At 39.2% G+C, this 26413-nt stretch carries 25 protein-coding genes and 1 riboswitch; of the genes, 13 read left to right on the top strand and 12 right to left on the bottom strand.

What is annotated here, in order from left to right; genetic code table 11:
- Positions 1 to 115: 115 nt before the first annotated feature.
- The 3 genes from ACTF5Q_RS08655 to ACTF5Q_RS08645 form a co-directional block, all read right to left on the bottom strand.
- Positions 116 to 292, bottom strand: a complete 177-nt coding sequence (locus tag ACTF5Q_RS08655; protein ID WP_438954214.1) for a hypothetical protein — start codon at positions 290 to 292, stop codon at positions 116 to 118.
- Positions 293 to 323: 31 nt separating this feature from the next.
- Positions 324 to 533: a hypothetical protein gene (locus ACTF5Q_RS08650; protein ID WP_438954213.1), complete on the bottom strand. Its 210-nt coding sequence runs from the start codon at positions 531 to 533 to the stop codon at positions 324 to 326.
- Positions 534 to 641: 108 nt separating this feature from the next.
- Positions 642 to 2009, bottom strand: coding sequence for a dipeptidase (locus ACTF5Q_RS08645; RefSeq protein ID WP_438954212.1), 1368 nt, complete (start codon positions 2007 to 2009; stop codon positions 642 to 644).
- Between the two features lie 171 nt (positions 2010 to 2180).
- Between ACTF5Q_RS08645 and ACTF5Q_RS08640 the strand changes: the two genes are divergently transcribed.
- Positions 2181 to 2957 carry an SDR family oxidoreductase gene (locus tag ACTF5Q_RS08640; protein ID WP_438954211.1) on the top strand — a complete coding sequence of 259 codons (777 nt, stop codon included), beginning with the start codon at positions 2181 to 2183 and terminating at the stop codon, positions 2955 to 2957.
- Positions 2958 to 2985: 28 nt separating this feature from the next.
- On the opposite strand, the gene ACTF5Q_RS08635 is transcribed toward ACTF5Q_RS08640, so the two are convergent.
- Positions 2986 to 4638 (bottom strand): sulfatase-like hydrolase/transferase, encoded by a 1653-nt coding sequence (locus ACTF5Q_RS08635; RefSeq protein WP_438954210.1) that lies wholly within the window; start codon positions 4636 to 4638, stop codon positions 2986 to 2988.
- Positions 4639 to 5086: 448 nt separating this feature from the next.
- Between ACTF5Q_RS08635 and ACTF5Q_RS08630 the strand changes: the two genes are divergently transcribed.
- The 8 genes from ACTF5Q_RS08630 to ACTF5Q_RS08595 all read left to right on the top strand — a co-directional run bounded on the left by ACTF5Q_RS08630 (position 5087) and on the right by ACTF5Q_RS08595 (position 10502).
- A complete protein-coding gene (locus tag ACTF5Q_RS08630) occupies positions 5087 to 5272 on the top strand; it encodes a hypothetical protein (RefSeq protein WP_438954209.1) in 186 nt (61 codons plus the stop codon).
- 96 nt (positions 5273 to 5368) lie between these two features.
- On the top strand, positions 5369 to 5509 hold the full coding sequence (locus tag ACTF5Q_RS08625; protein WP_153696039.1) for a hypothetical protein: 141 nt from the start codon (positions 5369 to 5371) through the stop codon (positions 5507 to 5509).
- Between the two features lie 72 nt (positions 5510 to 5581).
- Positions 5582 to 6118 carry an acyl-CoA thioesterase gene (locus ACTF5Q_RS08620; protein WP_153696038.1) on the top strand — a complete coding sequence of 179 codons (537 nt, stop codon included), beginning with the start codon at positions 5582 to 5584 and terminating at the stop codon, positions 6116 to 6118.
- Between the two features lie 57 nt (positions 6119 to 6175).
- Positions 6176 to 7531 (top strand): MFS transporter, encoded by a 1356-nt coding sequence (locus ACTF5Q_RS08615; RefSeq protein ID WP_438954208.1) that lies wholly within the window; start codon positions 6176 to 6178, stop codon positions 7529 to 7531.
- Between the two features lie 112 nt (positions 7532 to 7643).
- Positions 7644 to 8294 (top strand): queuosine precursor transporter, encoded by a 651-nt coding sequence (locus tag ACTF5Q_RS08610; protein WP_154039906.1) that lies wholly within the window; start codon positions 7644 to 7646, stop codon positions 8292 to 8294.
- A gap of 252 nt (positions 8295 to 8546) precedes the next feature.
- A complete protein-coding gene (arfB, locus tag ACTF5Q_RS08605; RefSeq protein WP_153691667.1) occupies positions 8547 to 8981 on the top strand; it encodes an alternative ribosome rescue aminoacyl-tRNA hydrolase ArfB in 435 nt (144 codons plus the stop codon).
- A gap of 274 nt (positions 8982 to 9255) precedes the next feature.
- On the top strand, positions 9256 to 9543 hold the full coding sequence (locus ACTF5Q_RS08600; RefSeq protein ID WP_438954207.1) for an HU family DNA-binding protein: 288 nt from the start codon (positions 9256 to 9258) through the stop codon (positions 9541 to 9543).
- A gap of 92 nt (positions 9544 to 9635) precedes the next feature.
- On the top strand, positions 9636 to 10502 hold the full coding sequence (locus ACTF5Q_RS08595; RefSeq protein ID WP_438954206.1) for a DMT family transporter: 867 nt from the start codon (positions 9636 to 9638) through the stop codon (positions 10500 to 10502).
- 23 nt (positions 10503 to 10525) lie between these two features.
- On the opposite strand, the gene aroC is transcribed toward ACTF5Q_RS08595, so the two are convergent.
- On the bottom strand, positions 10526 to 11629 hold the full coding sequence (gene aroC, locus ACTF5Q_RS08590; protein WP_438954205.1) for a chorismate synthase: 1104 nt from the start codon (positions 11627 to 11629) through the stop codon (positions 10526 to 10528).
- Between the two features lie 92 nt (positions 11630 to 11721).
- Positions 11722 to 11818: riboswitch (TPP riboswitch) on the top strand.
- Positions 11819 to 11852: 34 nt separating this feature from the next.
- Here aroC and ACTF5Q_RS08585 point away from each other — a divergent pair.
- From ACTF5Q_RS08585 to ACTF5Q_RS08575, 3 genes are read left to right on the top strand one after another with little or no spacing between them, the layout of a single operon-like run.
- The gene (locus tag ACTF5Q_RS08585; RefSeq protein ID WP_154033957.1) at positions 11853 to 12830 is read left to right on the top strand and encodes a thiamine ABC transporter substrate-binding protein; all 978 of its coding nucleotides are present in this window, start codon (positions 11853 to 11855) and stop codon (positions 12828 to 12830) included.
- Positions 12806 to 14320 carry a thiamine/thiamine pyrophosphate ABC transporter permease ThiP gene (locus ACTF5Q_RS08580; protein WP_438954204.1) on the top strand — a complete coding sequence of 505 codons (1515 nt, stop codon included), beginning with the start codon at positions 12806 to 12808 and terminating at the stop codon, positions 14318 to 14320. The genes ACTF5Q_RS08585 and ACTF5Q_RS08580 overlap by 25 nt, the downstream gene beginning before the upstream one ends.
- Positions 14313 to 14999 (top strand): thiamine ABC transporter ATP-binding protein, encoded by a 687-nt coding sequence (locus ACTF5Q_RS08575; protein WP_438954203.1) that lies wholly within the window; start codon positions 14313 to 14315, stop codon positions 14997 to 14999. The genes ACTF5Q_RS08580 and ACTF5Q_RS08575 overlap by 8 nt, the downstream gene beginning before the upstream one ends.
- Before the next feature lie 10 nt (positions 15000 to 15009).
- Here ACTF5Q_RS08575 and hslU read toward each other — a convergent pair whose 3' ends face one another.
- The 7 genes from hslU to regB all read right to left on the bottom strand — a co-directional run bounded on the left by hslU (position 15010) and on the right by regB (position 25687).
- Positions 15010 to 16317 (bottom strand): ATP-dependent protease ATPase subunit HslU, encoded by a 1308-nt coding sequence (hslU, locus tag ACTF5Q_RS08570; RefSeq protein WP_153691674.1) that lies wholly within the window; start codon positions 16315 to 16317, stop codon positions 15010 to 15012.
- Between the two features lie 20 nt (positions 16318 to 16337).
- Complete coding sequence (hslV, locus tag ACTF5Q_RS08565; RefSeq protein ID WP_153691675.1) at positions 16338 to 16889, bottom strand: ATP-dependent protease subunit HslV; 552 nt, start codon at positions 16887 to 16889, stop codon at positions 16338 to 16340.
- An 83-nt stretch (positions 16890 to 16972) separates the two neighbouring features.
- Entirely contained in the window at positions 16973 to 17293 is a 321-nt protein-coding gene (trxA, locus tag ACTF5Q_RS08560) for a thioredoxin (protein WP_153691676.1), read from the bottom strand.
- Between the two features lie 53 nt (positions 17294 to 17346).
- Positions 17347 to 20739: a double-strand break repair helicase AddA gene (gene addA, locus ACTF5Q_RS08555; protein ID WP_438954202.1), complete on the bottom strand. Its 3393-nt coding sequence runs from the start codon at positions 20737 to 20739 to the stop codon at positions 17347 to 17349.
- Entirely contained in the window at positions 20736 to 23675 is a 2940-nt protein-coding gene (gene addB, locus ACTF5Q_RS08550) for a double-strand break repair protein AddB (RefSeq protein ID WP_438954201.1), read from the bottom strand. The genes addA and addB overlap by 4 nt, the downstream gene beginning before the upstream one ends.
- A gap of 74 nt (positions 23676 to 23749) precedes the next feature.
- Complete coding sequence (gene tsaE / locus ACTF5Q_RS08545; RefSeq protein WP_438954200.1) at positions 23750 to 24253, bottom strand: tRNA (adenosine(37)-N6)-threonylcarbamoyltransferase complex ATPase subunit type 1 TsaE; 504 nt, start codon at positions 24251 to 24253, stop codon at positions 23750 to 23752.
- Positions 24254 to 24295: 42 nt separating this feature from the next.
- Positions 24296 to 25687, bottom strand: coding sequence for a sensor histidine kinase RegB (gene regB, locus ACTF5Q_RS08540; RefSeq protein ID WP_438954199.1), 1392 nt, complete (start codon positions 25685 to 25687; stop codon positions 24296 to 24298).
- 74 nt (positions 25688 to 25761) lie between these two features.
- Between regB and ACTF5Q_RS08535 the strand changes: the two genes are divergently transcribed.
- Positions 25762 to 26397, top strand: coding sequence for an SCO family protein (locus ACTF5Q_RS08535; protein WP_438954198.1), 636 nt, complete (start codon positions 25762 to 25764; stop codon positions 26395 to 26397).
- Positions 26398 to 26413 lie beyond the last annotated feature (16 nt).

Genomic DNA, 26413 nt, shown 5'->3' with positions numbered 1-26413 from the left:
TATACTGCGATTTCGCCGCTTATCCTGGCATCGGACTTTTTCTTGTTTCTATCTTTTCTCATTGTAAGAATGTTAGCTTTTTAAATCACCATTTCCATAAGATTAAAAAATGGGCCTAGTCTCTCTCTAACTGTTCAATGCGATCAATGAGATAATCTAGTTTTTCATGATAGCCCTCATCATACTCTTCATGATGACCAAGACTAGAAAGCATTTCCACAACTATAATAAGAGTTACTATCACTACACATACTGTTATAATGGTAAACATCACTTTCAAATATGTATCCATTATAATAGAATCCCTCCTTTAAAGATCAGTCTTAAGAGGATTTTCCTTCTATAATTCGAGGACCCTCTATTACGCTCATTTTACACCCTTTGGCAATTTCCCGAATTTCATCTTTCATTAAACCCATTATTTTATTTGCCGTTTCTTCGTCTGAAAATTTGGAAACAGTAAAAATTTCGGTTGGAGACTTTTCAAAAACTTCACCCGAAACTTGTCCTGCGGCTAGGTTTCTGGGCATCATTGTAGATTCAATATAGGAAGTTATCATCTTTAACTGAATCTCACTGACTGCCTTTACATGAACTACGCGGCAATACAAAACTTGATCTCATTTATTTTAAGTTATTCATTATTTACCAAATTCTTCCAGAAGTTTACAATATCCAATTTGACTTTTCTTAAAGCTAGAAAGTCTAAAAAATTCATTTGGCGCGTGTATTTTTTCGTCATCTAAGCCAAAAGCAAACATGGTTGCATGAATACCCAACTCTGACAATAAGGTAGACATCACTGGAATAGATCCTCCAACTCGGGTCTCCAATGGCTCTTTTCCATATAAATCGTGTAAAACCCGGCCCGCTATTTGACTGGAGTTATGGCCTCTTGGGACCAGAAATGGATCAGCATCACCAGCAAGTTTTTTAACCTCAGCTTTAACTCCCGGTGGTCGGTTATTTTCAACATGCTGTTTTATTAAATCATATATTCTTTCAGGCTTCTGGTTAGCGACAAGCCTACACGTGATTTTTGCGTGAGCTTGAGAAGGCAATACTGTTTTAGAGCCTCCACCTTGATATCCGCCCCATATCCCATTCAGCTCTAAAGTTGGACGTGCCCAAAGTCTTTCTTGAACAGTATAACCCGTCTCCCCAAAAGTTTCCAGAACACCTAATTTTTCTACATAGTCCTTTTCATCGAATGGCAGCCCAGCAAACATTTCCTTTTCTTCGTCCGATAATTCGATAACATCATCATAAAAGCCATCTATTGTTATTCTACCATCGAGGTCTTTCATTGATGCTATTAAATGTGACAATGCATGTATCGGATTGGCTATACCACCGCCATGAGTTCCAGAATGTTGATCACCACTCGCTCCAGTTAACGTAATCTCACACCCAACTAACCCTCGTAAGGCATAAACCAAACTCGGCTGATCCTCAGACCACTGTCCTCCATCAGATGAAAATATCATATCTGCTTTCAATAGTTCTATGTTGTCTTTTATAAATGAACCAATCGTGGGCGACCCAATTTCTTCCTGTCCTTCATAAAAAAACTTAACATTTACAGGCAGCTTTCCATCACTAGAGAGCAGAGCTTCGATTGCCAGAATAGGTGCTAACATATTTCCTTTATCATCTGACGCACCACGACCATAAATTTTCCCATCCTTTACAAGTGGCTCAAAAGGTGGATTATCCCAAAGCTCGTATGGATCCGCTGGCTGAACATCAAAATGTCCATAGATTAGTATAGTCGGTTTATTTTCCCCAGCATTTAACCAGTCGCCATAAACAACAGGGTGCGTTTGTGTTTTCATTAAACGAGCATTGGAAATGCCGATTGACTGCAACTTAGATGCGACCCATTCACCTGCTTTAACAACATCCTCAAAATGTTCATCCGCAGCCGATATTGATGGAATTGATATGAATGCGCTTAGCTCATCCACAAAACGGTCCTGATTTTTTTCAAGATAAAAATCCCAAGCCATGACTACTTCCCCTTAGAAGTTTTGAGATATTGCCAAGAAATAGATTGGACTCAAATGGAGAAAGTAAGCAAGCAGAATCCTGAAAAGAACTCAGAGCTTGTTAATTTTTATAAACACTGTGATTAATATACTTAGGAAATTAAATACTTACCATTTTGGAAAATAGTAATCATGGATATTTCGTTAAAAAACTTAAAAGTAATGATTTCTGCAGGAGGCTCCGGTATCGGAAAAGCAATCTTGGAAGGATTTCATTCACAGGGGGCAAAAATTGCAACTTGTGATATTAACCCAGACATGGTTAAAACTTTAAAAGACGACTACCCTGATATTTACGCAGAAGTTTTGGACGTTTCGGATGAGCATGCAGTTCAGTCATTTTGTTCGAATGCGTTGGAGAAATTGGGAGGCCTTGACTGTCTAATAAACAATGCAGGAATAGCTGGACCGACTAGTAAAATTGAAGAAATTGACACTGCAGACTGGTCCGAATGTCTAAATGTATGTTTAACGAGCCAATTTTTGTTCATCAAAAATTGCGTCCCAAAACTTCGGCTCAGCGAGAACGCGTCAATAATAAACCTATCCTCTGCTGCAGGTAAGATGGGCTTTGCTCTTCGTTCACCTTACGCTGCCGCCAAATGGGGAGTTATTGGTTTAACAAAGTCACTTGCTATTGAGTTAGGTGAAGCCAACATAAGAGTTAATGCTATTTTGCCCGGTTTAGTTAAAGGTGAAAGACAGAAAAATGTTTTAATGGCAAAAGCACAACGCTTAGGGAAAAGCTTTGCCGATATAGAAAAAGAAGCCTTTTCATTTACATCGATAAAATCATACGTCACTGCCGAAGACATTGCTAATCAGATTATGTTTTTAGCTTCACCAATGGGCGCTCGCATTTCTGGGCAATCGATTTCTATCGATGGTGATACCAAGATGCTGGCCTAAATTAAAAGCCGTAGGAAATAATGAAAAATTATTTTTCTTTTTTCCCAACAGGTTTCAACTTCTCAAACTTTTTCCCAGTTATGGCTTCGAACTCGTTTTCATCCCAGAAACCAATTAATATACCTAACTCTGCTGCTTTCTTTTGAGTTTCTAATAATTCCTCGGTTGCAGTAATTCTCGTATGATGACGCATTGCCCAAGACTCAAGAGCCGTCTCTAACCGCAACCTTGCGTCTCGATGCATCGCAGTTGTTGAGTCCGCAAGGTCAACAAGTTCATCTGGATCCGAAAATAAATCAAATAGGATAGGTTCGAACCCTTCACATCTTATATATTTCCATCGGCCATCAAATATCATTTTTGTATGTGCTAAATCCTGTGGCTGATCAAGCTCCTTTGCCATTTCAGACCAATGGTAATCATGTTCACTGATAATATAATTTCGAGAAAAGCCTGCAGTTCCAGTCAGAATAGGTGTAAGATCACGCCCCTCAATTATATGCGGCTTAGGTGGACATCCAAAAAAGCTTAGAATAGTAGGCGCTAAGTCGATCATTTCCACGAGATCATTTTTAGCGGTGCCCCTAGATTTATCTGAAATTTTCCTCGGGTCGTGGATTATTAGCGGCACCTTTACTGCCATTTCATGATAAAAATCCTTGTCTCCCATCCAGTGATCACCGAGATAATCGCCATGATCAGATGAAAAAATAATAATCGTATTTTCACTTAAATTGGACTTATCCATCCACTGAAATAATCTACCTAAATTGTTATCTAGCTGCTTTATTAATCCCATATAAGCCGGTATCACATGCTCACGCACTTCATCTCTAGAAAAACATTTTGAAACCCTTGCATTTTGATAAGCACGAAGTAACGGATGATTGGTCTGCTTTTCTTTATCGGAACGAATTGGGTTATTTATGTCGTCAGCTGAATACATTTCATGATAGGGAGAAGGAACAATATATGGCCAATGCGGTTTGATGTAGGATAAATGGCAGAGCCAAGGCTGATCATTTTCACGAGCTTGAGCCATGAAATCCATAGCCCTATTTGTCATATAAGCAGTTTCAGAATGCTCCTCCGGAATGTTTGCTGGCAATCTTGAATTTTTCAAAAGCCAGCCAGATAACAAATCTCCATTTTCATCCAACCCAGAATTAGCAAAATCACCCCATGGATTGTCTGAAATATATCCCTTTTCTGCTAAATAATCATCATAGGAAGACCAGCGCTGGCGAGCACTATTTGGATGCAAACCATCGTCTCGTTCAAAAGGCACAAACCCACATTCAGAAACACGAACTCCAATTTCACTACTCGGATCAATGCCAAGCCAAGCCATACCTTCAGCATCGGCAACCATGTGCGTTTTGCCGACTAAAACAGACTGTATACCATTTTCTTTTAAATGATCGCCAATAGTGCGCTCGCCAACCCTAAGCGGCATTCCATTCCAAGTAGAACCATGACTTCTGACATATCTACCGGTGTATGCTGACATTCTAGATGGCCCACAAACTGGAGATTGTACATACGCGTTGCTAAATTGAACTCCCCGGCTAGCCAGGGCGTCTATATTTGGCGTATGCAAATTTGAATGACCATAACAACTCAAATAATCATATCTAAGCTGATCAGCCATAATCCATAAAACGTTAGGAGGAGAAGTCATAATTCGTCACCATTAAAATCAATGAGCCTGACCATCAAACAGATAAAGAGTTCCGTCACTGATGACATCAACCTAAGTTGTCCTTCAATTTTTTTTAAACATGCTTATTTCTTAAGCTTCTTTGTTTAATTTAGCCTAGTTTTAGAACTTATAAAAGTGGGGCAAAGCCAGAACTAAGGATCTCATTACATTCCGAGAAGTTGTAATATAACATTAGCTAGCTAAGATTTAGTTCTCTAATTGTCCTTATAATTAAATCTTAGCCTTAAACGAATAGTCTCCCTATTGCGTTTTTTAATTAAGCAGGGTCATTAACGATTTAATCAAATCATTTTGGCTCTGCAATTTTTTTATAAATCTAAAGACCAAGACATGTATTACTTTCAAAAGGTTAGAGTGATCCAAAAGGAGTAAGCCAACGTATCTTTTATAATACAAGGATATCGCCATGCTTAAACCTTACTTAAAACCATACTTAATTGGTTACGTTAATGAACATTACGAAGACGTCGACGACCAGTTAGTATTTGCTTATGATGAGGCTCATGCAACAAAAATTGTACTTGAGACTTTCCAAGACGCTAAGTTTGTTTTCCAGTCACGCCCAGTAATAGAAAACCAGACTGCAGCTTGATCTAAAAGCATGTACATTTGTCTAACTACCAGACGTTGATGTTTTGCAGCAACATATGTAAGTTACCTATGCGTGTTTATGGCAAGATATCAGAAAATGTTAAAAAAAGTATTCTGTACATCTTTAGTTCTATTGCTTTGCTCTTGTGGAACGACCAAGGGAGTTCTAGATGGTGCAGGCTCTGTTCTTGAAGGCTTAGCTTCTGACGTTCGAAGTGTTGGTGACTATTTGAATTAGCTTTTGGGCCAAGTTTTGGAAAAATATCTACCTCTATATGACACCCCTCCACTGAAGAATTGTGAACTTTAAATGTACCCATTTATAAGAATGGCAAAAGAGCTATTAGTTAACAGATCTCAGCAGCACATATCTGTCGGTGAAATCCATGAATCATCCCATATTTGCTGGCCATGGGATCTTGATTTCTGGTTTGAACTTAATAATGGGCGTGCACTAACATTATATGATTTGGGCCGTATACCATTTTCGAGCAGATCAGGCTTTAGCAAGGTCATTTTCAAAAATAGATGGTCGATGACAATGGCGGGCGCAAATGTAAGGTATCGAAAACGTATACGGGCTTTTGACCGTATACGAATGCAGACCAGAACGGTCTGCTGGGACAAAAGATTCTTGTACATTGAACAATCTATGTGGAATTCCAATAAAGAGTGCGCTGGACATATTATTTATCGCGCAGCGTTTGTAGGGAATAATGGAATTATTAATCCGCAAAAGATTTTTGATGAGATCGAAGTGGCACTTGTGTCACCTAAAATGCCAGACTGGTTGAAAGACTGGGTTGACTCAGAAGAAAAAAGACCTTGGCCCCCAATGCAAGAATAACTTGCTTTAGTCTATGCGAACTTGTTTTAGTACATAGAGCAATGGGAGACTAGTCTTATGAACACTTCAAAAAAAATATGGGGCTGGTTTTTTTATGACTGGGCCTGCCAGCCTTACAATACGCTGATGGTTACATTTATCATAGGCCCTTATTTTGCCACTGTAGCTGCTGAGTATTTTATAACTAACGGATTAGACGGCGCATCTTCCAGAGCCAATGCTCAATATTATTGGTCTTTGACGATAACAATAGTTGGCCTGATAGTCGGTTTTACCGCACCAATTATCGGTGCCATTGCTGATAATTACGGGAACAGGATGAAATGGATTTATCTTTTTTCTGCTTTATTGATAATTGGCGCCTTTAGTTCTTGGTTCAGCCTGCCCGATGGATCAAATTGGCAGTGGATTTTAGTTTCATTTGGGATAGGGTTTGTTGGTGCTGAATTGGCTTACATTTTCAGTAACGCACAACTGCCCTCGTTGGGGAATAGATCCGAAACAGGTGCAATCTCTGGGAGTGGTTTTGGATTTGGGTACGTTGGAGGCCTAGTTTCTCTTGTAATAGTCCTTACCCTGTTTGTTGAACAGGAGAATGGGAAAACATTAATTGGTTTTGATCCAATTTTTGGCCTAAACGCTGAGGCGAAAGAAGGAACACGCTTTGTTGGTCCTTTTGTTGCTTTGTGGTTTATTATTTTTTCCATACCTTACTTTTTATGGATTAATGATAAGTCCAAGCCACGCATAGGTGCGAGCTTTGGAAGCGGTCTGAAAGATCTGTGGAAAACAGTAGTGAGCTTACGCAACAAAAAAAGTACAGTTAGATATCTAATTTCAAATATGTTTTACCGCGATAGCTTAAATGGGCTTTACAGCTTCGGAGGAGTTTATGCTGCCTTAGTTCTAGACTGGTCGATTGTTCAAATTGGAACTTTTGGAATAGTTGCAGCACTTGCAGCAGCTGTTTGTAGTTGGCTCGGTGGTAAGTGGGATAGACGGGTAGGGCCGAAGCCAGTCATACTCGTAAGTATTATAGTTTTAGCGGCGGTTTGCGTTATAGTTGTTGGAATGTCCAGAGTATCTTTCTTTGGCATTCCGTTAGCCGAAGGCTCAAGCATTCCAGACAATATTTTTTATGGATGTGGGGTTCTAATTGGTGGCTTTGGAGGAATTCTACAATCGGCAAGTCGAACTATGATGGTAAGACACACGAACACTTCTAATTCAACTCAGTATTTTGGTATATACGGATTACTTGGTAGAGCCACCGCTTTTCTTGCTCCAGCATTAATTGCCTATGTTACAGCAATAACAAACAGTAACAATCTTGGTGTATCTCCTCTTATTTTTCTCTTTTTAATTGGTTTAGTTCTTATGCTTAGAGTAAACCCCGATGGAGATACGAGCTAAGTTAATTATTATACTTTACGCTTGCAAAATTTTTGATCTGAAGATAACCCTCGCACGTTAATCTATTATAACAAGTCACCGCTACCTTGGATAAAAAACGGGAATAAATTTTATGGAAAAACTTCTTATTGGCATTCTTGCCATGGCGTCAGTTGTAGTTGCGTCAAACATTCTAGTCCAATTCTTATTGCTAGATGGCCTTCTCACCTGGGGCGCATTTACTTATCCCATCGCATTCTTAATTACTGATCTGATGAACAAAAGTTACGGTCCCACGGCAGCTCGGAAAATAGTGCTGGCGGGATTTATCACAGGCATCTTATGCTCTCTTGTTGGCAGCAAAATTATGTTACAAGGTGATGGCTATGAATATCCAGCCGTAGCATTAAGAGTAGCAATTGCATCAGGCCTGGCTTTTATTATAGCACAACTATTTGATATAGCTGTGTTCAACAAATTACGTTCAGCTGAATGGTGGAAGGCGCCTCTGGCCTCAACGCTGCTCGCATCTTTAATCGATACTGCTGTTTTTTTTACGATTGCATTTTCAGCACAAATAGCATTCTTTTCTGAGGCCGCAAATAATGAGATTTCATGGTCATGGGAGATAGTTCCCTTTCTAACCTTTGGTGCTGACACGCCACTATGGGTATCCCTTGCTGTCGCAGATTTAATGGTGAAGTGGCTCATTGGATTAGCGGCATTAATTCCCTTTCGAATTTTTGTTTCATTTTTTTTATCGCGAGATAACAAAACATCTTGAAAAATTTTCATTCTATGACACCATATGTCGTAGAGTTAACAACTGAAAGGAGGTGGTCCAGTGTCTATAAAGGTATTGGAGAGAGGTGTCGGAACAGTTAGAGGCAGTCTCATCTAGGGCAAACCTGAAATGCAAAGCTTTTAATTGGTGAGCCACCTAACCGGCCCACCTCCGAAAATCTTGGAAGGCCGCTCAATTTGAGCGGCCTTTTCTACTAAGTTATCGAATAGATTAAAATGGTAAATTCCAAAAATGCTAAAGATCGACGATAAGATAACCATAAAGAGCTGGGAGTTAAGCGAACAGTTTATAAGAGCCTCAGGACCGGGGGGACAAAATGTGAATAAAACGAGTAGTGCAGTAGAATTACGGTTTGAAGCAGAAAGATCTCCATCATTATCAGAGCCAGTGAAAAAAAGACTAAAAAAAATCGCAGGAGCTAAGTGGACAAAAGAGGGTGCTATTGTGCTTAAATGTGATGAAACAAGACACCAAGTTCGCAACCGTGAGATTGTTCTAAAGCGCTTGAAAGAAATGATTAAAAAATCTTTAGTCACACCCAAAAGGCGTTTAGCTACTAGGCCAACCTTAGCAAGTAATCGAAGGCGCCTCACTGCAAAGAAAAATAGAGCTGACCTGAAATCTAATCGGGCCAGAATTTCCACAAAGAATATTCCTTTAGATTAATTAAGAAGAAAATTAAGTCATTTTACATCCAACAAATGCACGCGCAGCGTATTTATAATAATCCAAATCACAGCAATCAAATTTTACAATTTGAACTTAATTTAGTTGGCTATTTTCTTATTTTGCAGAAATTGCACCATATTTTCACACAAAAACGCAAAAAAATGCCATTTTATACTCAAAATCATATACTATTTGTTGTGTTGTTGCACAATATTCAGTTACAATTGGACAGTGAAGCCCAACCTATTGGGTATTTAATAAGGAGAAGAATATGTCAAAGCCAATGACAAAGACACAGCTTGTAGCAGCTCTGTCTGAAGAGATGGGTACAGATAAGAAATCTGCCAGTGCAGCGCTAGACGCAATTTGTGGGCTCATTACAAGAGAAGTTTCAGGCGGTGGAGCAATCACTTTACCAGGCGTCGGAAAAATCATGTGCCGAGCACGCCCAGAAAGAATGGTACGTAATCCTTCAACAGGCGAGCAATTCAAAAAAGCAGCAGACAAAGTTGTCAAAATGACAATCGCAAAGGCTTTAAAAGAAAGTGTAAACAACTAAAATCAATTAAAGTTGAATTTTAAGGGGGTCGCTTTGTGCGGCCCTTTGCTTTTTGTTAAATTGCCTTTAGATCTTAAATTTTGGGAGGATATTTGAGTCTCAAAGCTTTACTTCTGGGTTTGGTGTTTGCTCTTATTTGGTCCTCCGCCTTTACCTCTGCACGTATTATCGTCAGCCATGCTCCACCATTAGGCGTACTATCATTAAGATTTTTTCTATCAGGCATTCTAGCTTTAATCATCGCACTTTGGTTAAAACAGACGTTCAAATTGACAAAGAAACAGTTGCAAGCAACGGTAGTATTTGGGGTTTGTCAAAATACGATCTACCTTGGCCTGAATTTTGTGGCAATGCAGTGGATTGAAGCGTCTTTAGCAGCAATAATAGCTTCAAGTATGCCTCTACTGGTAGCCCTTTTAGGGTGGTTTTTTTTAGGACAGCGGTTATCGACGGTTGGTTTTCTAGGACTTGGTCTTGGTTTTGTAGGTGTAATCCTAATAATGGGTTTTCGACTGACTGCAGGCATAAGTGAATTAGGACTGATCTACTGCATCGTAGGCGCTTTGGCCCTATCAATCGCAACCCTTGCAGTAAGAAACACCAATTCTGGGGGCAATTTAATGGTGATAGTAGGTTACCAAATGTTAATTGGTGGAGCCTCGCTATCCATTTTTTCAATTATATTTGAAACCTATAAAGTCTCTTTTGACTGGGAACTTATGGTGGCTTTTATTTATACCACACTAGCTCCAGGGCTTATAGCCACAGTAGTTTGGTTTTGGTTAGTTAATGAAATTGGAGCGGTAAAAGCAGCAACTTTTCATTTCTTGAATCCATTCTTTGGCGTTTCTATAGCTGCATTGATACTAGGTGAACCACTTAGTTTATCTGACTATTTCGGAGTGGTAATTGTGACTATAGGAATATTGTTAGTACAAACGTCAAAAGAAAGTGTTTAACATCTCAGAGCATATCACTTTCATCAGCCAATTTGGCCACCTTCGTTTCCTATTTGTCCTCGGTTAAGAAGAAAGTGATCTAGTAAAACACACGCCATCATAGCCTCTGCTACAGGTACGGCTCGTATTCCAACACAGGGATCATGGCGTCCTTTGGTGACCACTTCAGTTGGTTCACCGGCCTTGGTAATTGACTTACGTGAGCTCAAAATCGAAGACGTAGGTTTGACTGCAAATCTAGCAACAATATCTTGCCCTGTTGATATGCCGCCCAGAATTCCACCAGCATGGTTAGAGGAATATTTTAGCCTTCCATTATCCCCAATAAATATCTCATCTGCATTTTCTGAACCAGTTAACGCAGCGGCTTGCATTCCTTCACCAATCTCAACACCTTTAACAGCATTTATAGACATCAATGCAGCAGCTATATCCATGTCCAATTTTCCATAAATTGGTGCACCTAATCCAGGAGGCACATTGATTGCTTGCACCTCAATCACAGCACCCGTGGAATTATGTGATTTCCTAATTTTATCTAGATATTTAGACCATCTTGCGGCTGCCTTTTTGTCTGGAGACCAAAAATCATTTTGCTCTATTTCTTTCCAATCAAAATTAATTTTATCAATTTTATCTGGTCCTATTTGAGTTAGATAAGCTTGAATTTGGAGGTCTGGCATCAATTCCGATAGAACGGCACGAGCCACCGCTCCTGCCGCAACACGGGAAGCTGTCTCTCTTGCTGAAGACCTACCACCACCTCGGTAATCTCTAATACCATATTTTTGCCAATAAGTTATATCGGCATGCCCTGGGCGGAACGTATTTTCAATTTCACTATAGTCTTTGGATCTTTGATCAGTATTCTTTATCAGGAGTTGGATTGGCGTTCCTGTACTTTTGTTTTCAAAAACACCAGATAAAATTTCCACCAAATCCATCTCGCGTCGTTGTGTAGTGTATTTACTTCGCCCCGGCCGTCGCTTTTCCATGAAATGTTGAATATAGTTTTGGGTTATTTCTACACCTGGAGGACAACCATCTATAGTTGCACCAATGGCTTCACCATGGCTCTCACCCCAAGTTGATACGCGAAATAAGTGTCCAAATGTATTTAAACTCATTAAAACTTCCTCTGCCTAGAAACGGTGTAAACGTTGGTCAGCCTTTCCTCAAGTCAATTCCTCTTGATCATTATCAAATCTGTATATACTAAGAAAGTACCTCGGGGTGCCTTCGGGCTGAGACATTTAAATGAACCCGTTGAACCTGAACCGGTTAGAACCGGCGGAGGGAAGGTCTGGGCAGTGTCCTGAACCACTCTCCGCTAGCATAAGGAGAGAAGAAATGTTCAAACTTACTTTTGCAGCGGGATTATTGAGCGCAGGAATAGTCATGGCTCAGAACCCCATATTAACAGTATACGCACCAGATTATTTTACCTCTGAGTGGGGTCCAGGCCCCTCAATCGAAGCTAAATTTGAAGAGACTTGCAATTGTGATCTAGTTTTTTCAGCTGGAGAGCTATTGCCGAGGCTTGTATTAGAGGGACAAAATACTAAGGCAGATGTGGTTATTGGCCTTAATACAGATATAACAAAAAAAGCTCGAGAATTAGGAATTTTTTCGCCCCACAATCAAGACAATAGTCGTCTGAACCTTCCAGTTGAATGGGAGGATGAAATATTTTTGCCATTTGACTGGTCTTATGTCAGTTTTGTATTCGATACTACAAAAACAAATCTGCCAAATAACTTCGAAGAATTGGCGAGTTTACCAGAAAATATAAAGATAGTTATCCAAGATCCCAGAAGTTCGATTTCTGGTCTAGCACTAGTTTTGTGGATTAAACAAATATATGGAGACAACGCTGCAGCATATTGGCAAAAACTTGCACCAAAAATACTAACAGTTACGAAGGGCTGGTCAGAAGCCTACGGCCTTTTTACGGATGGAGAAGCAGCAGGAGTTCTTTCTTTCACAACATCACCAGCTTATCATATTGCGGTGGAGGAAGATAACACCAAGCAAGCTGCCATATTTAAGGAAGGACATTATCCTTTCTTTGAGCTTGCAGCCAAAGTCAAATCTTCAGAAAATGATGTACTTTCTTCCATGTTTATGAAGTTCATACTTTCTGACGAATTTCAGGATTTAATTCCAATGACGAATTGGTCATACCCATCCGCACAGGCAGTAGAAAAGTGGCCTTCTGTATTTTCTGATCTACCCATGCCGCAATCTGCTGTATATCTCTCTGAAAATGCAGCATCAGAAATCACTAAGCAAGCGATAGAAGAGTGGCGAAGCGCACTTTCTCAATAATTTCAAATTGCATTTTGCTTTTTGTAGTTTTTGGTCCGTTGTTTGTATTAATATTCCATACGGACCAAAATTTTATTTTCACAGCTGCTGATAAGGCAGCATTAGAATTTACCTTACTTCAAGCTGCTCTATCATCCCTTTGGTCTGTACTACTTGCATGGCCTTTAGCCTTAGCTTTGTCTCGAAGGCAATTTAAAGGGCGGCAGCTCTTAATAGTCGCTTTAAGTGTGCCTTTCATTCTTCCAGTTATAGTTGCTGTATTAGGTTTACTATCTATTTTTGGCCATTCAGGAATTTTAAACTCTTTATTACAATTTTTTGGATTTCCCATACTTTCAGTGTATGGACTTTCTGGTGTCTTATTAGCTCATATTTTTTTCAACATACCTTTAGCGACAAGGGCGTTTTTGCTTGCTCTGGAAAGAAGGCCAACAGAACTAGAGCGAGTAGCAGATGGATTAAACCTAATTTCTTTAACACGTTTTTGGATTTTGGATTGGCCAATCATCCGCTTTGTAGCTCCACAAATCTTTAGTCTTATTTTTGTCCTGTGTTTAACGAGTTTCGCTGTTGTACTAACTTTGGGTGGAGGACCAAAAGCAACTACTCTTGAGTTAGCTATCTATCAATCATTTCGGTTTGAGCTAGACTTTGGAAGGGCAGCATTTTTAGCTTTCATACAATTGTGTATCGCCGCATTCACATGCACATTATCAATCTTAATTTTTGGTCTACCCACTAATTTCAACAGTGGCTTTGATCGTCCTTTGCGTAAAAGATACTTGAGCGTTTGGTCTTTCTTCTGGGACTTTGGTGTTATAATACTGCTAGGTCTTTTTCTAACTTTACCATTAATTTCAGTACTGATAAAAGGAATTCAAAATTTCTATTTAATAGAAAACACAATCTGGATTCCAATAATTAACTCAATCATACTTGCACTTTGCTCTGCGCTTATTTCTACTATTTTAGCAATGGGTTTTATGAATAGATGGGGCGAAGTGGTTGGAACTCTGAGCATCGCAGTCTCTCCAATAATTATAGGAGCAGGCCTGTTTCTGATGGTTCGAAATATAACCAACCCTTTTGAAATTACCTTCTGGGTGACCTTAACGGTAAACTCGGTAATGGGCCTTCCATTTTCAATTCGAATTATGCGTCCAGCGTCTAATGAAATAATATCAAACTTTAGACGCTTATCTCACGCGCATGCGATGTCACCTTACGCTTGGTTTTACTGGGTGTATCTACCAAGATTAAAAAGTGCTTTAACCTACAGTATGGGCTTGGTAGCAGCACTATCTATGGGAGACTTAGGTGTAATTGTTTTATTCGGAGGCGCAGATTTCGAAACACTTCCGCTTGTTATTTATCAGCTAATGAGTGCCTACCGTACAGAACAAGCCATGGCATCAGCCGTAATATTAGTTTCAATTTCAATAGGAATTTTCTTAATCTTTGACAGAATTGGAAAGACAAGAAATGCTTAAACTTAATTTTTCTTTGAAAGAAAGCTATTTAACGATTTCTACCAACATTTCCTTAGAAGCCGACAAAATTTACGCAGTAGTAGGCCCCTCTGGTGCTGGCAAATCAACCTTTTTAAATCTAATATCTGGCTTCGCTTCTATTTCTAGTGGCACCATAATATGGAATGGACAGGAGATTAGCAATCTACCTCCAGCAAAAAGAAGTGTATCAATTTTATTTCAAGATAATAACCTATTCCCTCACCTAAGCGTTTGGCGAAACTTAGCACTGGCTGTTACTCACTGGCCAAAAATTTCCAGAGATAATGAGGAGAAGCTAAAGGCCGTTATGTCAGAAGTTGGAATACTTGGCCTAGAGAACAGAAAACCCTCACAACTTTCAGGAGGACAGCAAAGTCGCGTGGCGTTAGCGAGAGTTTTACTGCAAAAAAATAAAATTTTGCTATTAGATGAACCATTTTCTGCATTGGGCCCATCTCTCAAAGATCAAATGTTAGAATTAATCAAAAAAATTGCTAAAAATAAAAAATTATTAGTTTTAATGGTCACCCACGAGCCAGCCGATGCAAAAAAAGTCGCATCTCAAACACTCGTCGTAAAAGATAAAAAGGTGCACCCTCCGCTAACCACAGAGAAAGCACTGGATCCAATAAATGGGCCATTGGCTGATTATTTATGAAATCAATTAGCTATAAGACATATCTACTTAGGTCAGCTGATTTTGATAAATCACCAATATTGCTCTCAACAAACTCAGAGTTTATCTCAACGGATGTTCCCGACTTATCAGGAGCAGTGAACGATAGCTCCTCAAAAACCCGCTCCATTACAGTGTAAAGTCTACGGGCTCCAATATTTTCTACACTTTCATTTACATCGGCAGCTATTTTCGCCAATGCGTTTATTCCTTCCGTGGAAAATGTTACCTCAACTCCTTCTGTTGCCATTAAGGCTGTATATTGAAGAGTAAGAGCGTTGTCTGTTTCTGTTAAAATTCTGACAAAATCTTCTTCTGTTAAAGCGCGCAATTCAACTCTAATTGGCAAACGGCCCTGAAGCTCCGGCAGTAAATCAGATGGTTTTGCTACGTGAAAAGCACCTGATGCTATAAAAAGGATATGGTCAGTTTTAACTGTGCCATGTTTAGTAGATACAGTCGTACCCTCTATTAAAGGTAACAAGTCTCTTTGCACACCCTCTCTGCTAACGTCTCCACCTCGCGCATCTGACCTTGCACAAACTTTGTCAATCTCATCGAGGAATACAATGCCGTTTTGCTCAACCGCATCTATTGCAGCTCGGGTGACTGTTTCATCATCTAGCAACTTATCTGCTTCTTCACTCATCAAGACCTCATGGCTCTCTCCAACTGTCATTTTTCTTTTCACAGTTCGACCGCCCATCGCTTTGCCAAATAAATCAGATAGGTTCATCATTCCCATTTGTGATCCTGACTGGCCAGGTATATCAAACATTGGGAGTGGGTTAGAGGTATCATTTACGTCTAACTCTATTTCTGTTTCGTCTAATTCTCCAGAACGTAATTTTTTTCGAAACATTTCCCTTGTAGCCTCTCTGGCATCAACACCTGCTATCGCATCCAGGACTCTTTCCTCTGCAGCACGCTCCGCATTAGAACGGACTTCATCTCTCATCCACTCTCTTGTCTGATTTATAGACGCATCTACCAAATCTCTAACAATTTGCTCAACATCTCGCCCAACGTAACCTACTTCGGTAAACTTGGTAGCTTCAACTTTTATAAACGGTGCTCTGGCAAGCTTTGCCAAACGGCGACTTATTTCCGTCTTGCCAACGCCAGTAGGACCTATCATCAAAATATTTTTTGGATACACCTCGTCTCGCAAATCATCACCGAGTTGTTTCCGCCGCCACCTTGACCTTAATGCAACCGCGACCGCTCGCTTAGCATCTCGTTGCCCGATAATGTAACGGTCAAGCTCTGATACTATCTCTCTTGGAGTAAGATCAGTCATTTTTTATTCTCCAGAAAAAATTAAAGTGTCTCAACCGTAAGCTTCCCATTGGTGTAGACACATATATCAGCTGCTATTGCCATAGCTTGACGAGCTATATCTTCAGCGCTCTTTTTACTATCCATCATACCTCTGGCTGCTGCCAACGCATAATTACCACCAGAACCAATTGCTGCAACATTATGCTCCGGCTCCAAAACATCTCCAGCCCCAGTAATCACAAGCAATTGCTTGCCATCAGTAACAATCAGCATAGCCTCCAGTTTTTGGAGATACTTATCTGTCCTCCAATCTTTGGCCAACTCCACAGATGCTCTAGCCAACTGACCAGGCATCGCGTCCAATTTAGCTTCTAAACGTTCTAATAGTGTAAATGCATCTGCCGTAGACCCAGCAAACCCGGCCACCACATCATGTCCACCTGGTGACAACTTTCGAACCTTCTTAGCCGTCCCTTTTATAACTGTTTGACCCAAGCTAACTTGGCCATCACCGGCAATAACTACTTTTCCACCCTTTTTAACACCAATAATTGTGGTGCCATGCCATGTATTAAATTCCGGTTGTGCCATTGGGTCTACACCTCACCAAAAAACTGGCTTAAACAATACTTTAGTCTCGAACAGAACAAAAAGGCTGAATTTCGAATTAAGATCTAGATACTTTCTTCAATCCAACTTTGTAGTGCGGCTTTTGGAGCAGCTCCGGCACGATTAGAAACTACCTCACCATCTTTAAAGATAAACAATGCTGGAATTCCTCGAACACCCATCGAAGCAGCTGCACTAGGGTTGGTATCAACGTCAACCTTTGCTATTTTGACTTTTCCTTCTAGCTCCGTTGCCAACTCTTCCAATGCCGGTCCAATCTGTTTGCATGGACCACACCATTCTGCCCAAAAATCTACTACGACAGGTATGTCTGAATTCTTAACTTCTGTATCAAATGTTGCATCGGTTACTGCTACTGTTGCCATGGAGTTCTCCTAAACTTGACCTGTTAAGAAACTATGATCGCATAGTAGAAAGGTCAAGTCATTCGAATGGGTTCTATTGAACTTAAAGCTGTATTTACATCGATTTTCATTAACTCTGCTGAATGGGTCCAAATAATTCCTAATTCAATATTTTTTTCTGGAAATACTTTTTGCATCGATGCAGCATACGCACCCATCTGTTGTAGAATCCCAAGGGGTACCTGATCAACGCATGAAGGCACCTCCCGATTAGTTTTAAAGTCGATTATGCATGCTAAGTCTTCAGACAACACAAGCCTATCAATCACCCCAACAATAGGTAACTTTCCAAGAGGCTCCACAATTGTTGAAAACTGGACCTCTGCTAAAGTCTCAGGAGCAAATATAAATTCAAAACTTGGGTTATTTATTATTTTTTTTGCCTGCTTATAAGCTTTATTCTGAATTTCGTCAGACACATTTATATCTGCCCACTTTAAAATATTAGGCAGTGTAGTTTGCCAGTTATTCGGATTAATTTTTGGTAGTTTCTCCAAAAGTAGATGCACTATAGTACCAAAAATCTTAGCATCATCACCGTGAAGTTCATTATCAATAGTTTGAATAGTCTTAGAGCCTGGTTGATTTGACGGGTTAATAAATTTCTCAAGTTTTAGTGGTGACTTTACGTTTTCTGTAAAAATAGTTGGCAAATTTACTTCTATTTTCTCTTGAATTAAATATTCAGAAGAAGGGTCATAACACCAATCAACATGCTTATGGCAAAGACCTTCACCATTCAAAAATTTCTCTGAAACAGCATTAAGATCAACAAGGCCTTTCTCAATTTTTTTATACCAACTATTACCAAAATCGGATACATTACCTGCTGCGGCCACTATCAACCAAACCTCAGACCGCGTTAATGCAACGTATAACAAACGGTCGCGTTCCTCAGCGTTTTGTTGCTTTTGGCTATTATAAATTTCAGTTGTTTTACTACACCGCTCCGTGCTGGAAAACTTTTTCAATGCAATATTATCAGTAAATAATATCTCATCTGACAGATCATCTTTGAAGTCATTAGTCTCAGGTAAAATTACTATCGGAGCTTCCAGTCCCTTGGCACCATGAATAGTCATTACTCTAATTTGATTCATGGAGCTATCGAATTGCCTCTTAATTTCAATATTTTCATCAGAGATCCATGACAGAAACCCCGTCAAACTTGGTATCTCAGAAATTTCATAATTCATTGCCTGGCTCAGCAATGTGTCGATACCCTCTTCTGCTTCTTTTCCAAGTCTACCAATTAATAAAGACCGTCCTTTGTGAAGAATTAATATTCTTTCGATTAATTCATAAGGCCTCAAAAAATCAGCAACAGATCTTAGATCCTCCAAAACATTCAGCTCGTTTGAAAATTTCTTCGGATTTTTTCTCATTGCTTGCCATAACGTCATATCCTCACGAGAATGGGCCAGGTCAAACAACTGCTTCTCATTCCAGCCAAACAACGGTGACTTTAAAACTGCCGCTAGTGAAAAATCATCGTCTGCATTATCAATAAATGAAAGAAAATTGCATATATCTTTGATCGCAAGCTCACCGGCTAAACGCAATCTATCAGCACCGGCTATTGGCAAATCGACATCTTTGCAGGCCCTTATTATTTCGTGAAATATTTCTGACCGGCGCTGAACAAGAATTAAAAAATCACCTGCCCGAACTGGACGAAAGGTAGGCTTTTGCTGGATATTTTTCTGCTCTGGTATTTGAACCCTCTGATCTATCATTCTTTTTATTTCTTGGGCTATCAATCGGGCTAAACTTATAAAATGATTAGCATCACTAATCAGCTCCATTGGTTCTTCCCATTTTAACAAATTTGGATTCATTGTTTTTGGAATAATTGGCCATAAATCAATACGACCTGGTAAATCTGCCTTGAATGCTAAATGGTTCCGCCCCCAACCAAAGCTATCCTTATTGGTATTTCCAAAAATTTTATCAACAAGACTCAAAATGGTTTTTGAAGATCTAAATGAGTAGTCGAGAGAAGCCACTTGCAGATTTTTATCAGCCCCTTCTAACTTTGCTGAGAAACTGTCACGAACCCTATCAAGTTGAGCTGGATCAGCACCCTGAAATGAATAGATGGATTGCTTTTGATCTCCTACGACGAAAATTGTTCGCGGCTTACTTGATCTTGCGCCTTGCCCACTTGTTAATTCTTGAGCTAAAGTTTTAATCACCCTCCATTGAGAAGGACTAGTATCCTGAGCTTCATCAACTAAAATATGATCTATACCACCATCTAGTCGATATAACACCCAGTCAGCAACTTCTGCGGTAGTAAGGAGATTGACTGTGATGTCTATCAAATCGTCAAAATCTAAAAGACTTTTGATATGCTTTTGAGCTTTATAAACCGCCAGAAACGTTTCAGCGAATTTGTGAATGGATAATGAAGCTTCAGCCGCCTGATAAGAAAGTCGCCTATTCCTGAAGTGTTCAAGACGAACCATAAAGTCATCAATATCATCCATAAAATGAACAAAGAAACTACTTCTCATTTCTTTCGTTGAAAATTTTCCTAACTTCGCCGTGAATGGAGATTTAGCACTTTTGCCATAAAGAAACATTTTTTCTAGAAGCTGAATGCTGGCCAAATTAATAGAAGCAATTTCAGTTAGTTCTTGAGCAGTCTTTTGATCAGCCTTACTTGAAGATTTTTTTAAGCAATCAGATATCTTTCTAACTAAATTTAGGGTATTTTGTTCAAAATGAGCACTTATATCGTCGTCTATTGAAACATTGCTATCTAGATTAAAGGCTTCAAATATTTCTACATGGCTTTTATTTTTTGAAAAAACATGCCTTTTTGAAACAATTTTTAAAATTATCTCTTCCCAATTACTTGCATTGGCAATCTTTAAAAAATGTTCAAAACTTTCTTGGGTTAATTTATCTTTAGAAATCAGCTCAAGAACTCTCAAATAAAGTTCACGCTGTCCTCTTTCATCTAATTCTCTAAACTGTGGCGATATACCTGCCTCAAGAGGAAATTTTCTCAATAACGATGCGCAAAATGCATGTATTGTTTGAATTTTTAGTCCCCCAGGCACCTCTATGGCACGCGCGAACAATGTTCTTGCCTTTTTAAGCTCCTCGGTCCCGAGTTGCGTATGAACACCCATCTCAAGAAGACTAAAATTCAGTTCCTTGTCTGCTAACATTGCCCATTTTCCAAGCCGATCAAACAACCTATTTTTCATTTCCGCCGCAGCAGCTTTAGTGTAAGTTAAACATAAAATTTGCTCTGGCTGTACACCATCGAGGAGTAAACGCGCGACCCTATCTATCAAAACTTTTGTCTTACCAGATCCAGCATTTGCGGTCAGCCACGTTGATAATTTGGCATCTGATGCAGCTATTTGAGCATTTGTTGCAGAATTAGTTTTCATAAAATTTCAATTTCACATTTATCAGATGTATCCCATTCACCATAACGTGAAATTTGATCATATGGAGAGTAGTCCTGTTTTAAGAAAAGAGCGCGCCGAGCCTTAAAGCCTGTCGAGAGCATTAGATAAGCAGAGAGCAATTCACCTAGCTTAACCTCAAACTCTTCTACACTCTCCAAATCAACCGGAATATGTATTTTCTTTAAGTTTGGCTTAACTGGAACGAAGAAAGAGGCGTCTACTTTAGTGCTACTAATTCCTTCAAAACCACCATTTTGCAGGATCAGTGAAAGTAGATAAAGCTGTTTATCATAAGCAACTTGCTGTTTTAAAGATGGTAAAGTTCCTGACTTGTAATCATAAATAATTGCACCACCATTTTTATTCAAATCTATTCTGTCAGCTTTTCCAGATATTTCAAAATTTAAGTCTCTAATATACAATTTACCGCTTCGTTCAAAAGCTGAAGGCGTAGCCTCCAGTTGACGCTCGATCTCGTCTTTAATAAATGACAACGAGATATCGTTTATTCCCTTTCTCCAGAAGTTTTGCAGGATTTTATTTGAAGTACCGACTTTAATTACATCGGATGCTATCTTCTCCAGATTTTCTTGGTGGCTCTTTAAATCAGCATCAGAATTCCAATTCATAACAAACTGCTCAAAGATTGAATGATAAACGGTCCCGCGTAACGCGTAAGAAGAAAACTTATCTAAGCGCTCCAAAGGCTCAATTTTTAATATGTGACGAGCGTAAATAGAGTACGGATCACGGATTAACGTTTTGATTTCTGTTACTGATAGTTTTTTTGGCCTTACTTTTAAAGGCGGGATTGGTTCAGGCCTAGAGGGCTTTTTTATTTTCTTTGTTTTTTCTAATTCATTTAACAATAATAAATGTTGAGAACCTCGACTTCGCATATTTTCAAGAGCAAGTTTCCCTCCATTAGAATTAAGTCCCGCAAGTAAGTTAATTAACCTATTTAGCCAACGTGACGGAGTTGTTTCAGATTCAGAGTTTCTCTTAGATCTAGTTATCCAAACTTCATTTGCACCCATAGCTTGTTGGAAATCATGAGCTGATAGACCTATCCTCCTTTCAGGCAGTAGTAGTCCGGCATCTATCCGCATTTTTCTGTTCATCCATTGATCTGGCTCTGGCTGCGCTGGCCAGATACCCTCATTCAGACCACTTAAAATTAGTAAATCTGTTCCATTGGCACGAGCTTCTAGTGTTCCCCAAATTAAAATATTATCATGTGAAATATGGGAATTTCTTACCTCATAGCTAGAGAAAATTGTATTAAGCATTTTATTGTAATCGGAGGAAGAAATTGATGGCGCAGAACTGGCTACCGCAAAAATATTATCAACTATCTTTTTCGCCATCTCACCAGCATCATTTTGCCATAAAGAGCCAGACGTTTTTTCTTCTAGCGGATCGCAACCCACTGCCAGGTACTCAGCGTTAGATATATGTTCACAAAGCCAATACCCCAGTTCTTGCTGTCCCTCATTTTGAAATTTTTCCAAAAAAATTGATAACCATTTTACCCATTTTTGAGAAAATTCCTGATTATTTTCTTTCAAAAACCTATGTAGATGATCAACAGTCGGGTCAATTATTGTATTTTTTCTCAGAAACGTTTCTAGTTTTGTTACTAGACGCAAATGTTTCCCACGTTTTACGTCATCACTATGACATATTGGGTTTTTTAATATTGCAATTAATTCAGAAGCAGTTGGCGACCTATTAAAAATTGCAGATACTTTTCTGAGAAACCGGCCTGGCAATGTTAGATGAAATGAGAGTCCTGCACTATCATCCGGAATAATTCCCCATCTCAAAAGTTCAGCAGTTACTTGGCGAGCAAGTCTTCGATCTGGAGTCACCAGAGCGGCTCTTTTGTTTATGTCAGCTGCCTTTCTTAAAACCATTGCTATGGCCAAAGCTTCTTCTCTTTGGTTCTCAGCTTCAAATAAACTTAACCCTTCACAGGCACGATCCAAGCATTCTAGCTTAGGCCCTTCTGACATCCAACTATCCGTGAAAGGCGCTGGACGCAAAGCAAGGGAAATTAGTTTGTTGCGAGGAATACTTGGGGGTGATCCTGTCGGCCAAATACCAACATCCTTGTATTTGACGTTTAAACCTTTGAGCATTTTAACAAACCGATATTGGGGGTGATCTTCACCAATAAGTGGATCAGAAATACTGCCTAAAACTGTTTCCGGAATATGAAAATCAAATCCAGGCAACACAACAACACCCTTATTGAGCCCGTAAATTCCTTTTATTAATTCTAAAGTCGTACCACGTGAACCAGTTGACCCCGCTATAAAGATGTGGTTTTCTGGTGGGAATTCTTCCCAACCTTTTAGTAATGCGCGAACTTGATTTCTTTGAAAACCTTCAGAATCTGGCTCCAAATTTCTTTTCTCAAGATAGGTTGTTACGATATCGACAAAATGTAGAATACGTTGCCAATGACCTGATTGGTCCTCTACATTTAATTTTTTTATTATACTCGGTGCGACGTTCTCACCCTGTAATTCATCTATTAATTTTGCTAAATTATCAGTGAGATCATAAAGTGCCGATTTTGATGCTAGATCAGGTTGCTGTTCGATTAATTTTTGAACCAAAACCATTAGCTCAAATCTATATTGCAAATGCGACTTCGGATTTGGGTCTTTAAAAGTGCCTATCAATTCTGATAAATCCGACACTACATGTACGTTAGGAATTAGGATTGAACCTAATGATACAAACTCTTCCAATAATCGAAGTCGCATACGTTTGGTGTTTACTACTATATTTACTCTAGCCAAAACTTCTGGAGGATGAGCTGAAAAAAATTTAAGAATCCCGGAAGCCAAAGACCTTGGAAAATCTACTCCACAAGGCATCCCAAATATTTTTTTTTCTAGTACCATGAGAGTTGGAAAATAAAGATAATTCTGGCCTTAATCAAGCTACCAAATTATTCTTTTCACACAAAAAAGAATTTTTATTTTGCAATAAAATTTTCCGAAATAGCTTCAATACGCTTGTTCCACGTATTTGAGCAAGTCCAGCTGAACTTGACCTTTCGCTGCTGTTCGCCAGTGATCAAAATCTCTAAATTGAGAGCATTTTCTGGCGCTATCTCAAGCGCCAAAGCTGGCCATTCAATCAGGCAGATTTTCTCCTCAAAAGCTTCAGAAAGACCCAATTCTATCAAACCTTCGGCGCTTGTTAGGCGGTATAGGTCCACATGCCAAATTTCACCTGAATTTGTATCATATGTCTGAACCAAGGTAAACGTTGGGGATGGCACTTCTTCAGGATAAAGTTGCCGGGACTGAATGAGTTTTCGGCAAAAATAGCTTTTGCCAGCGCCTATTTCTCCCGATAGCAATAGAGTGTCATCAAACTGTATAATCTGACCAATTTGTCTGGCGAGCTCAGCCATTTCCTTTTCATTGATACTATGAGTTTCAAAAGTCTGATTAAGCAAAATGAATTCTTTCATAAATATAAGATCTTACGAAAGCTAATATAACTTTTAAATAATCTAAAACACCTGTAAGTTTTCATTTTCACCCAGAAAATTATTTTGCGCCTCGATATCTGATCTAAGCCAAACAATTTCAACGATAGCGCCGATTTGGGTAACATTTTTTGAATTTTCAATTTCTTTAGCGCCACCATTTGAAAAACTCAGCTTTGCATTTGTTCGCTCCAATAAGGTTTTTGCTATGAACAAGCCGAGTCCCATACCTTGATAATCTATCTGTTTGAGGCGAGGTGAAGAGGCTTTCCGATAACTTACAAAAGGATCCCCTATCCGTGAAATCATTTGCAAAGGGAAACCGGGACCATCATCATTTATTGTGATTTTTATATCTGTTTCACTCCAACTGAGCACAATCCACACCTTATTATTTGCAAAATCAATCGCATTTTGAATCATATTTCTAAGACCATGAATTATCTCTGGTCGCCGTTTGATTAAGGGTTGGGATATATCTTCTTTTGATTTTAGATTTAGCTCAAAAATGATCTCTTTCCCGCGATCCGAGTGGGGCTCTGCTGCTTCTCGAATAACTTCAGATACGGGCGCATTACGCATATGCTGATCATCTTTACCAGCTTGACCCATAGACTGCAGAATATCACGGCAACGATCCGCTTGGTCTCTTATTAAAACGGCATCTTCCCAGAGCTCTTTTTTGTCCTTTAATTCGTCCATTAACTCACTACTAGCCAGTTTAATAGTTGCTAGTGGTGTTCCAAGTTCATGCGCCGCTGCTGCAACGACACCCCCTAAATCCGTGAGCTTTTGTTCTCTAGAAAGCGCCATCTGGGTAGCAAATAATGCATCTGACATATCGTTAACTTCAACCGTAACCTTCCGAGAATAGAAACTTAAAAATAGCATTGAGATAACTATAGCAGTCCAATTTCCAAAAATAAAAATATTGGGTACTCTTAAAATAAACCCTTGTTCTGTTAATAAAGGATAATTGTAATTAGCCAGCAAAGTGACTGCAAAAATGGCTATAATGCCAAGCGAAAACGTATATCTTACAGGCAATGAGGTAGCAGAGATGGCGACAGGAGCAATAACTAAAACTGCAAATGGATTGTTGAGCCCACCAGTAAAAAAAAGCAGTAAAAGTAACTGAAGTAGATCAAATAATATCATGGCCATATTTTGCTTTTCAGATAAACGTTCATTTTTTGGAAAAACAAACATAGCTACAAGATTGCCTGCAACTGATATTCCAATGGCAAAAATGATTAGATCTAGCTCTAACCGCAAGTTGTAAAACTGTACAGCGACCAGAACTGCCGCACTTTGACCAAGTATTGCAACCCAACGCAATAAAATCATTGTTCGCAGTCTTATCCATCGACTACGTTGATTATCTCTAGAAACCGTTAATGCATTTTCGGGTATCATTGTCGCACCCTCTTTATTTAAAAGGATATTCTTTATAGCTCATGTATAACAAGGTATCGAGGCAGTTCAAGAAAATGACGAATATGAAAAATATTGTTTACTTATCAGCCGCGTCATTACTCATACTTATTAGTCTGACATATTTAGCTACGACTCCAATCTGGCCATTTAATAAAGATGATAGGTTTGCTCAATGCCGAAATTCAAAAGTCACCGGGGGCTCTGGAAGTATTGGAGGAAAACTTGATTTAATTTCTACCGATGGCAGAGCTGTTTCAGAAGTTGAAATTTTTTCACAACCCTCATTAGTTTACTTCGGTTATACTTTTTGCCCAGACGTTTGTCCGTTACATGTTTCCAGAAACGCCGATGCTGTAGATTTGCTTGACGAACGAGGCATACAAACAACACCAGTTTTTATATCTGTTGACCCAAGCCGGGATACTCCCCAGGTTTTGACAGAGTTTGCAGAAATGATTCATCCACGGATGCTTGCGTATACTGGGAGCGAAGAGCAAATAAGGGCTGCAAGTAAGGCTTATAAAACCTACTATAAAAAGCAGGAAAGCAATGATGAATACTATCTGGTTGACCACTCAACGATTACATATTTGGTTTTACCAAAGTACGGCTTCGTAGAGTTTTTTAGAGCTGATACTTCTCCAGAAATTATGGCCGAAACAACAGCATGTTTTGTCGAAAATAGTTAATTTTACAAGACATTTG

This window comes from Candidatus Salinivivens marinus, assembly GCF_965655845.1.
Lineage (GTDB): Bacteria > Pseudomonadota > Alphaproteobacteria > Rhodobacterales > Rhodobacteraceae > Salinivivens > Salinivivens marinus.
Note: the sequence above shows the minus strand (reverse complement) of the source record. Positions and strands in the feature narration are given on the sequence as shown.

Coding starts and splice junctions, on each gene's coding strand:
- ACTF5Q_RS08655 (WP_438954214.1), bottom strand. CDS start 292: ATGGATACATATTTGAAAGTGATGTTTACCATTATAACAGTATGTGTA.
- ACTF5Q_RS08650 (WP_438954213.1), bottom strand. CDS start 533: ATGATGCCCAGAAACCTAGCCGCAGGACAAGTTTCGGGTGAAGTTTTT.
- ACTF5Q_RS08645 (WP_438954212.1), bottom strand. CDS start 2,009: ATGGCTTGGGATTTTTATCTTGAAAAAAATCAGGACCGTTTTGTGGAT.
- ACTF5Q_RS08640 (WP_438954211.1), top strand. CDS start 2,181: ATGGATATTTCGTTAAAAAACTTAAAAGTAATGATTTCTGCAGGAGGC.
- ACTF5Q_RS08635 (WP_438954210.1), bottom strand. CDS start 4,638: ATGACTTCTCCTCCTAACGTTTTATGGATTATGGCTGATCAGCTTAGA.
- ACTF5Q_RS08630 (WP_438954209.1), top strand. CDS start 5,087: ATGCTTAAACCTTACTTAAAACCATACTTAATTGGTTACGTTAATGAA.
- ACTF5Q_RS08625 (WP_153696039.1), top strand. CDS start 5,369: ATGTTAAAAAAAGTATTCTGTACATCTTTAGTTCTATTGCTTTGCTCT.
- ACTF5Q_RS08620 (WP_153696038.1), top strand. CDS start 5,582: ATGTACCCATTTATAAGAATGGCAAAAGAGCTATTAGTTAACAGATCT.
- ACTF5Q_RS08615 (WP_438954208.1), top strand. CDS start 6,176: ATGAACACTTCAAAAAAAATATGGGGCTGGTTTTTTTATGACTGGGCC.
- ACTF5Q_RS08610 (WP_154039906.1), top strand. CDS start 7,644: ATGGAAAAACTTCTTATTGGCATTCTTGCCATGGCGTCAGTTGTAGTT.
- arfB (WP_153691667.1), top strand. CDS start 8,547: ATGCTAAAGATCGACGATAAGATAACCATAAAGAGCTGGGAGTTAAGC.
- ACTF5Q_RS08600 (WP_438954207.1), top strand. CDS start 9,256: ATGTCAAAGCCAATGACAAAGACACAGCTTGTAGCAGCTCTGTCTGAA.
- aroC (WP_438954205.1), bottom strand. CDS start 11,629: ATGAGTTTAAATACATTTGGACACTTATTTCGCGTATCAACTTGGGGT.
- ACTF5Q_RS08585 (WP_154033957.1), top strand. CDS start 11,853: ATGTTCAAACTTACTTTTGCAGCGGGATTATTGAGCGCAGGAATAGTC.
- ACTF5Q_RS08575 (WP_438954203.1), top strand. CDS start 14,313: ATGCTTAAACTTAATTTTTCTTTGAAAGAAAGCTATTTAACGATTTCT.
- hslU (WP_153691674.1), bottom strand. CDS start 16,317: ATGACTGATCTTACTCCAAGAGAGATAGTATCAGAGCTTGACCGTTAC.
- hslV (WP_153691675.1), bottom strand. CDS start 16,889: ATGGCACAACCGGAATTTAATACATGGCATGGCACCACAATTATTGGT.
- trxA (WP_153691676.1), bottom strand. CDS start 17,293: ATGGCAACAGTAGCAGTAACCGATGCAACATTTGATACAGAAGTTAAG.
- addA (WP_438954202.1), bottom strand. CDS start 20,739: ATGAAAACTAATTCTGCAACAAATGCTCAAATAGCTGCATCAGATGCC.
- addB (WP_438954201.1), bottom strand. CDS start 23,675: ATGGTACTAGAAAAAAAAATATTTGGGATGCCTTGTGGAGTAGATTTT.
- tsaE (WP_438954200.1), bottom strand. CDS start 24,253: ATGAAAGAATTCATTTTGCTTAATCAGACTTTTGAAACTCATAGTATC.
- regB (WP_438954199.1), bottom strand. CDS start 25,687: ATGATACCCGAAAATGCATTAACGGTTTCTAGAGATAATCAACGTAGT.
- ACTF5Q_RS08535 (WP_438954198.1), top strand. CDS start 25,762: ATGACGAATATGAAAAATATTGTTTACTTATCAGCCGCGTCATTACTC.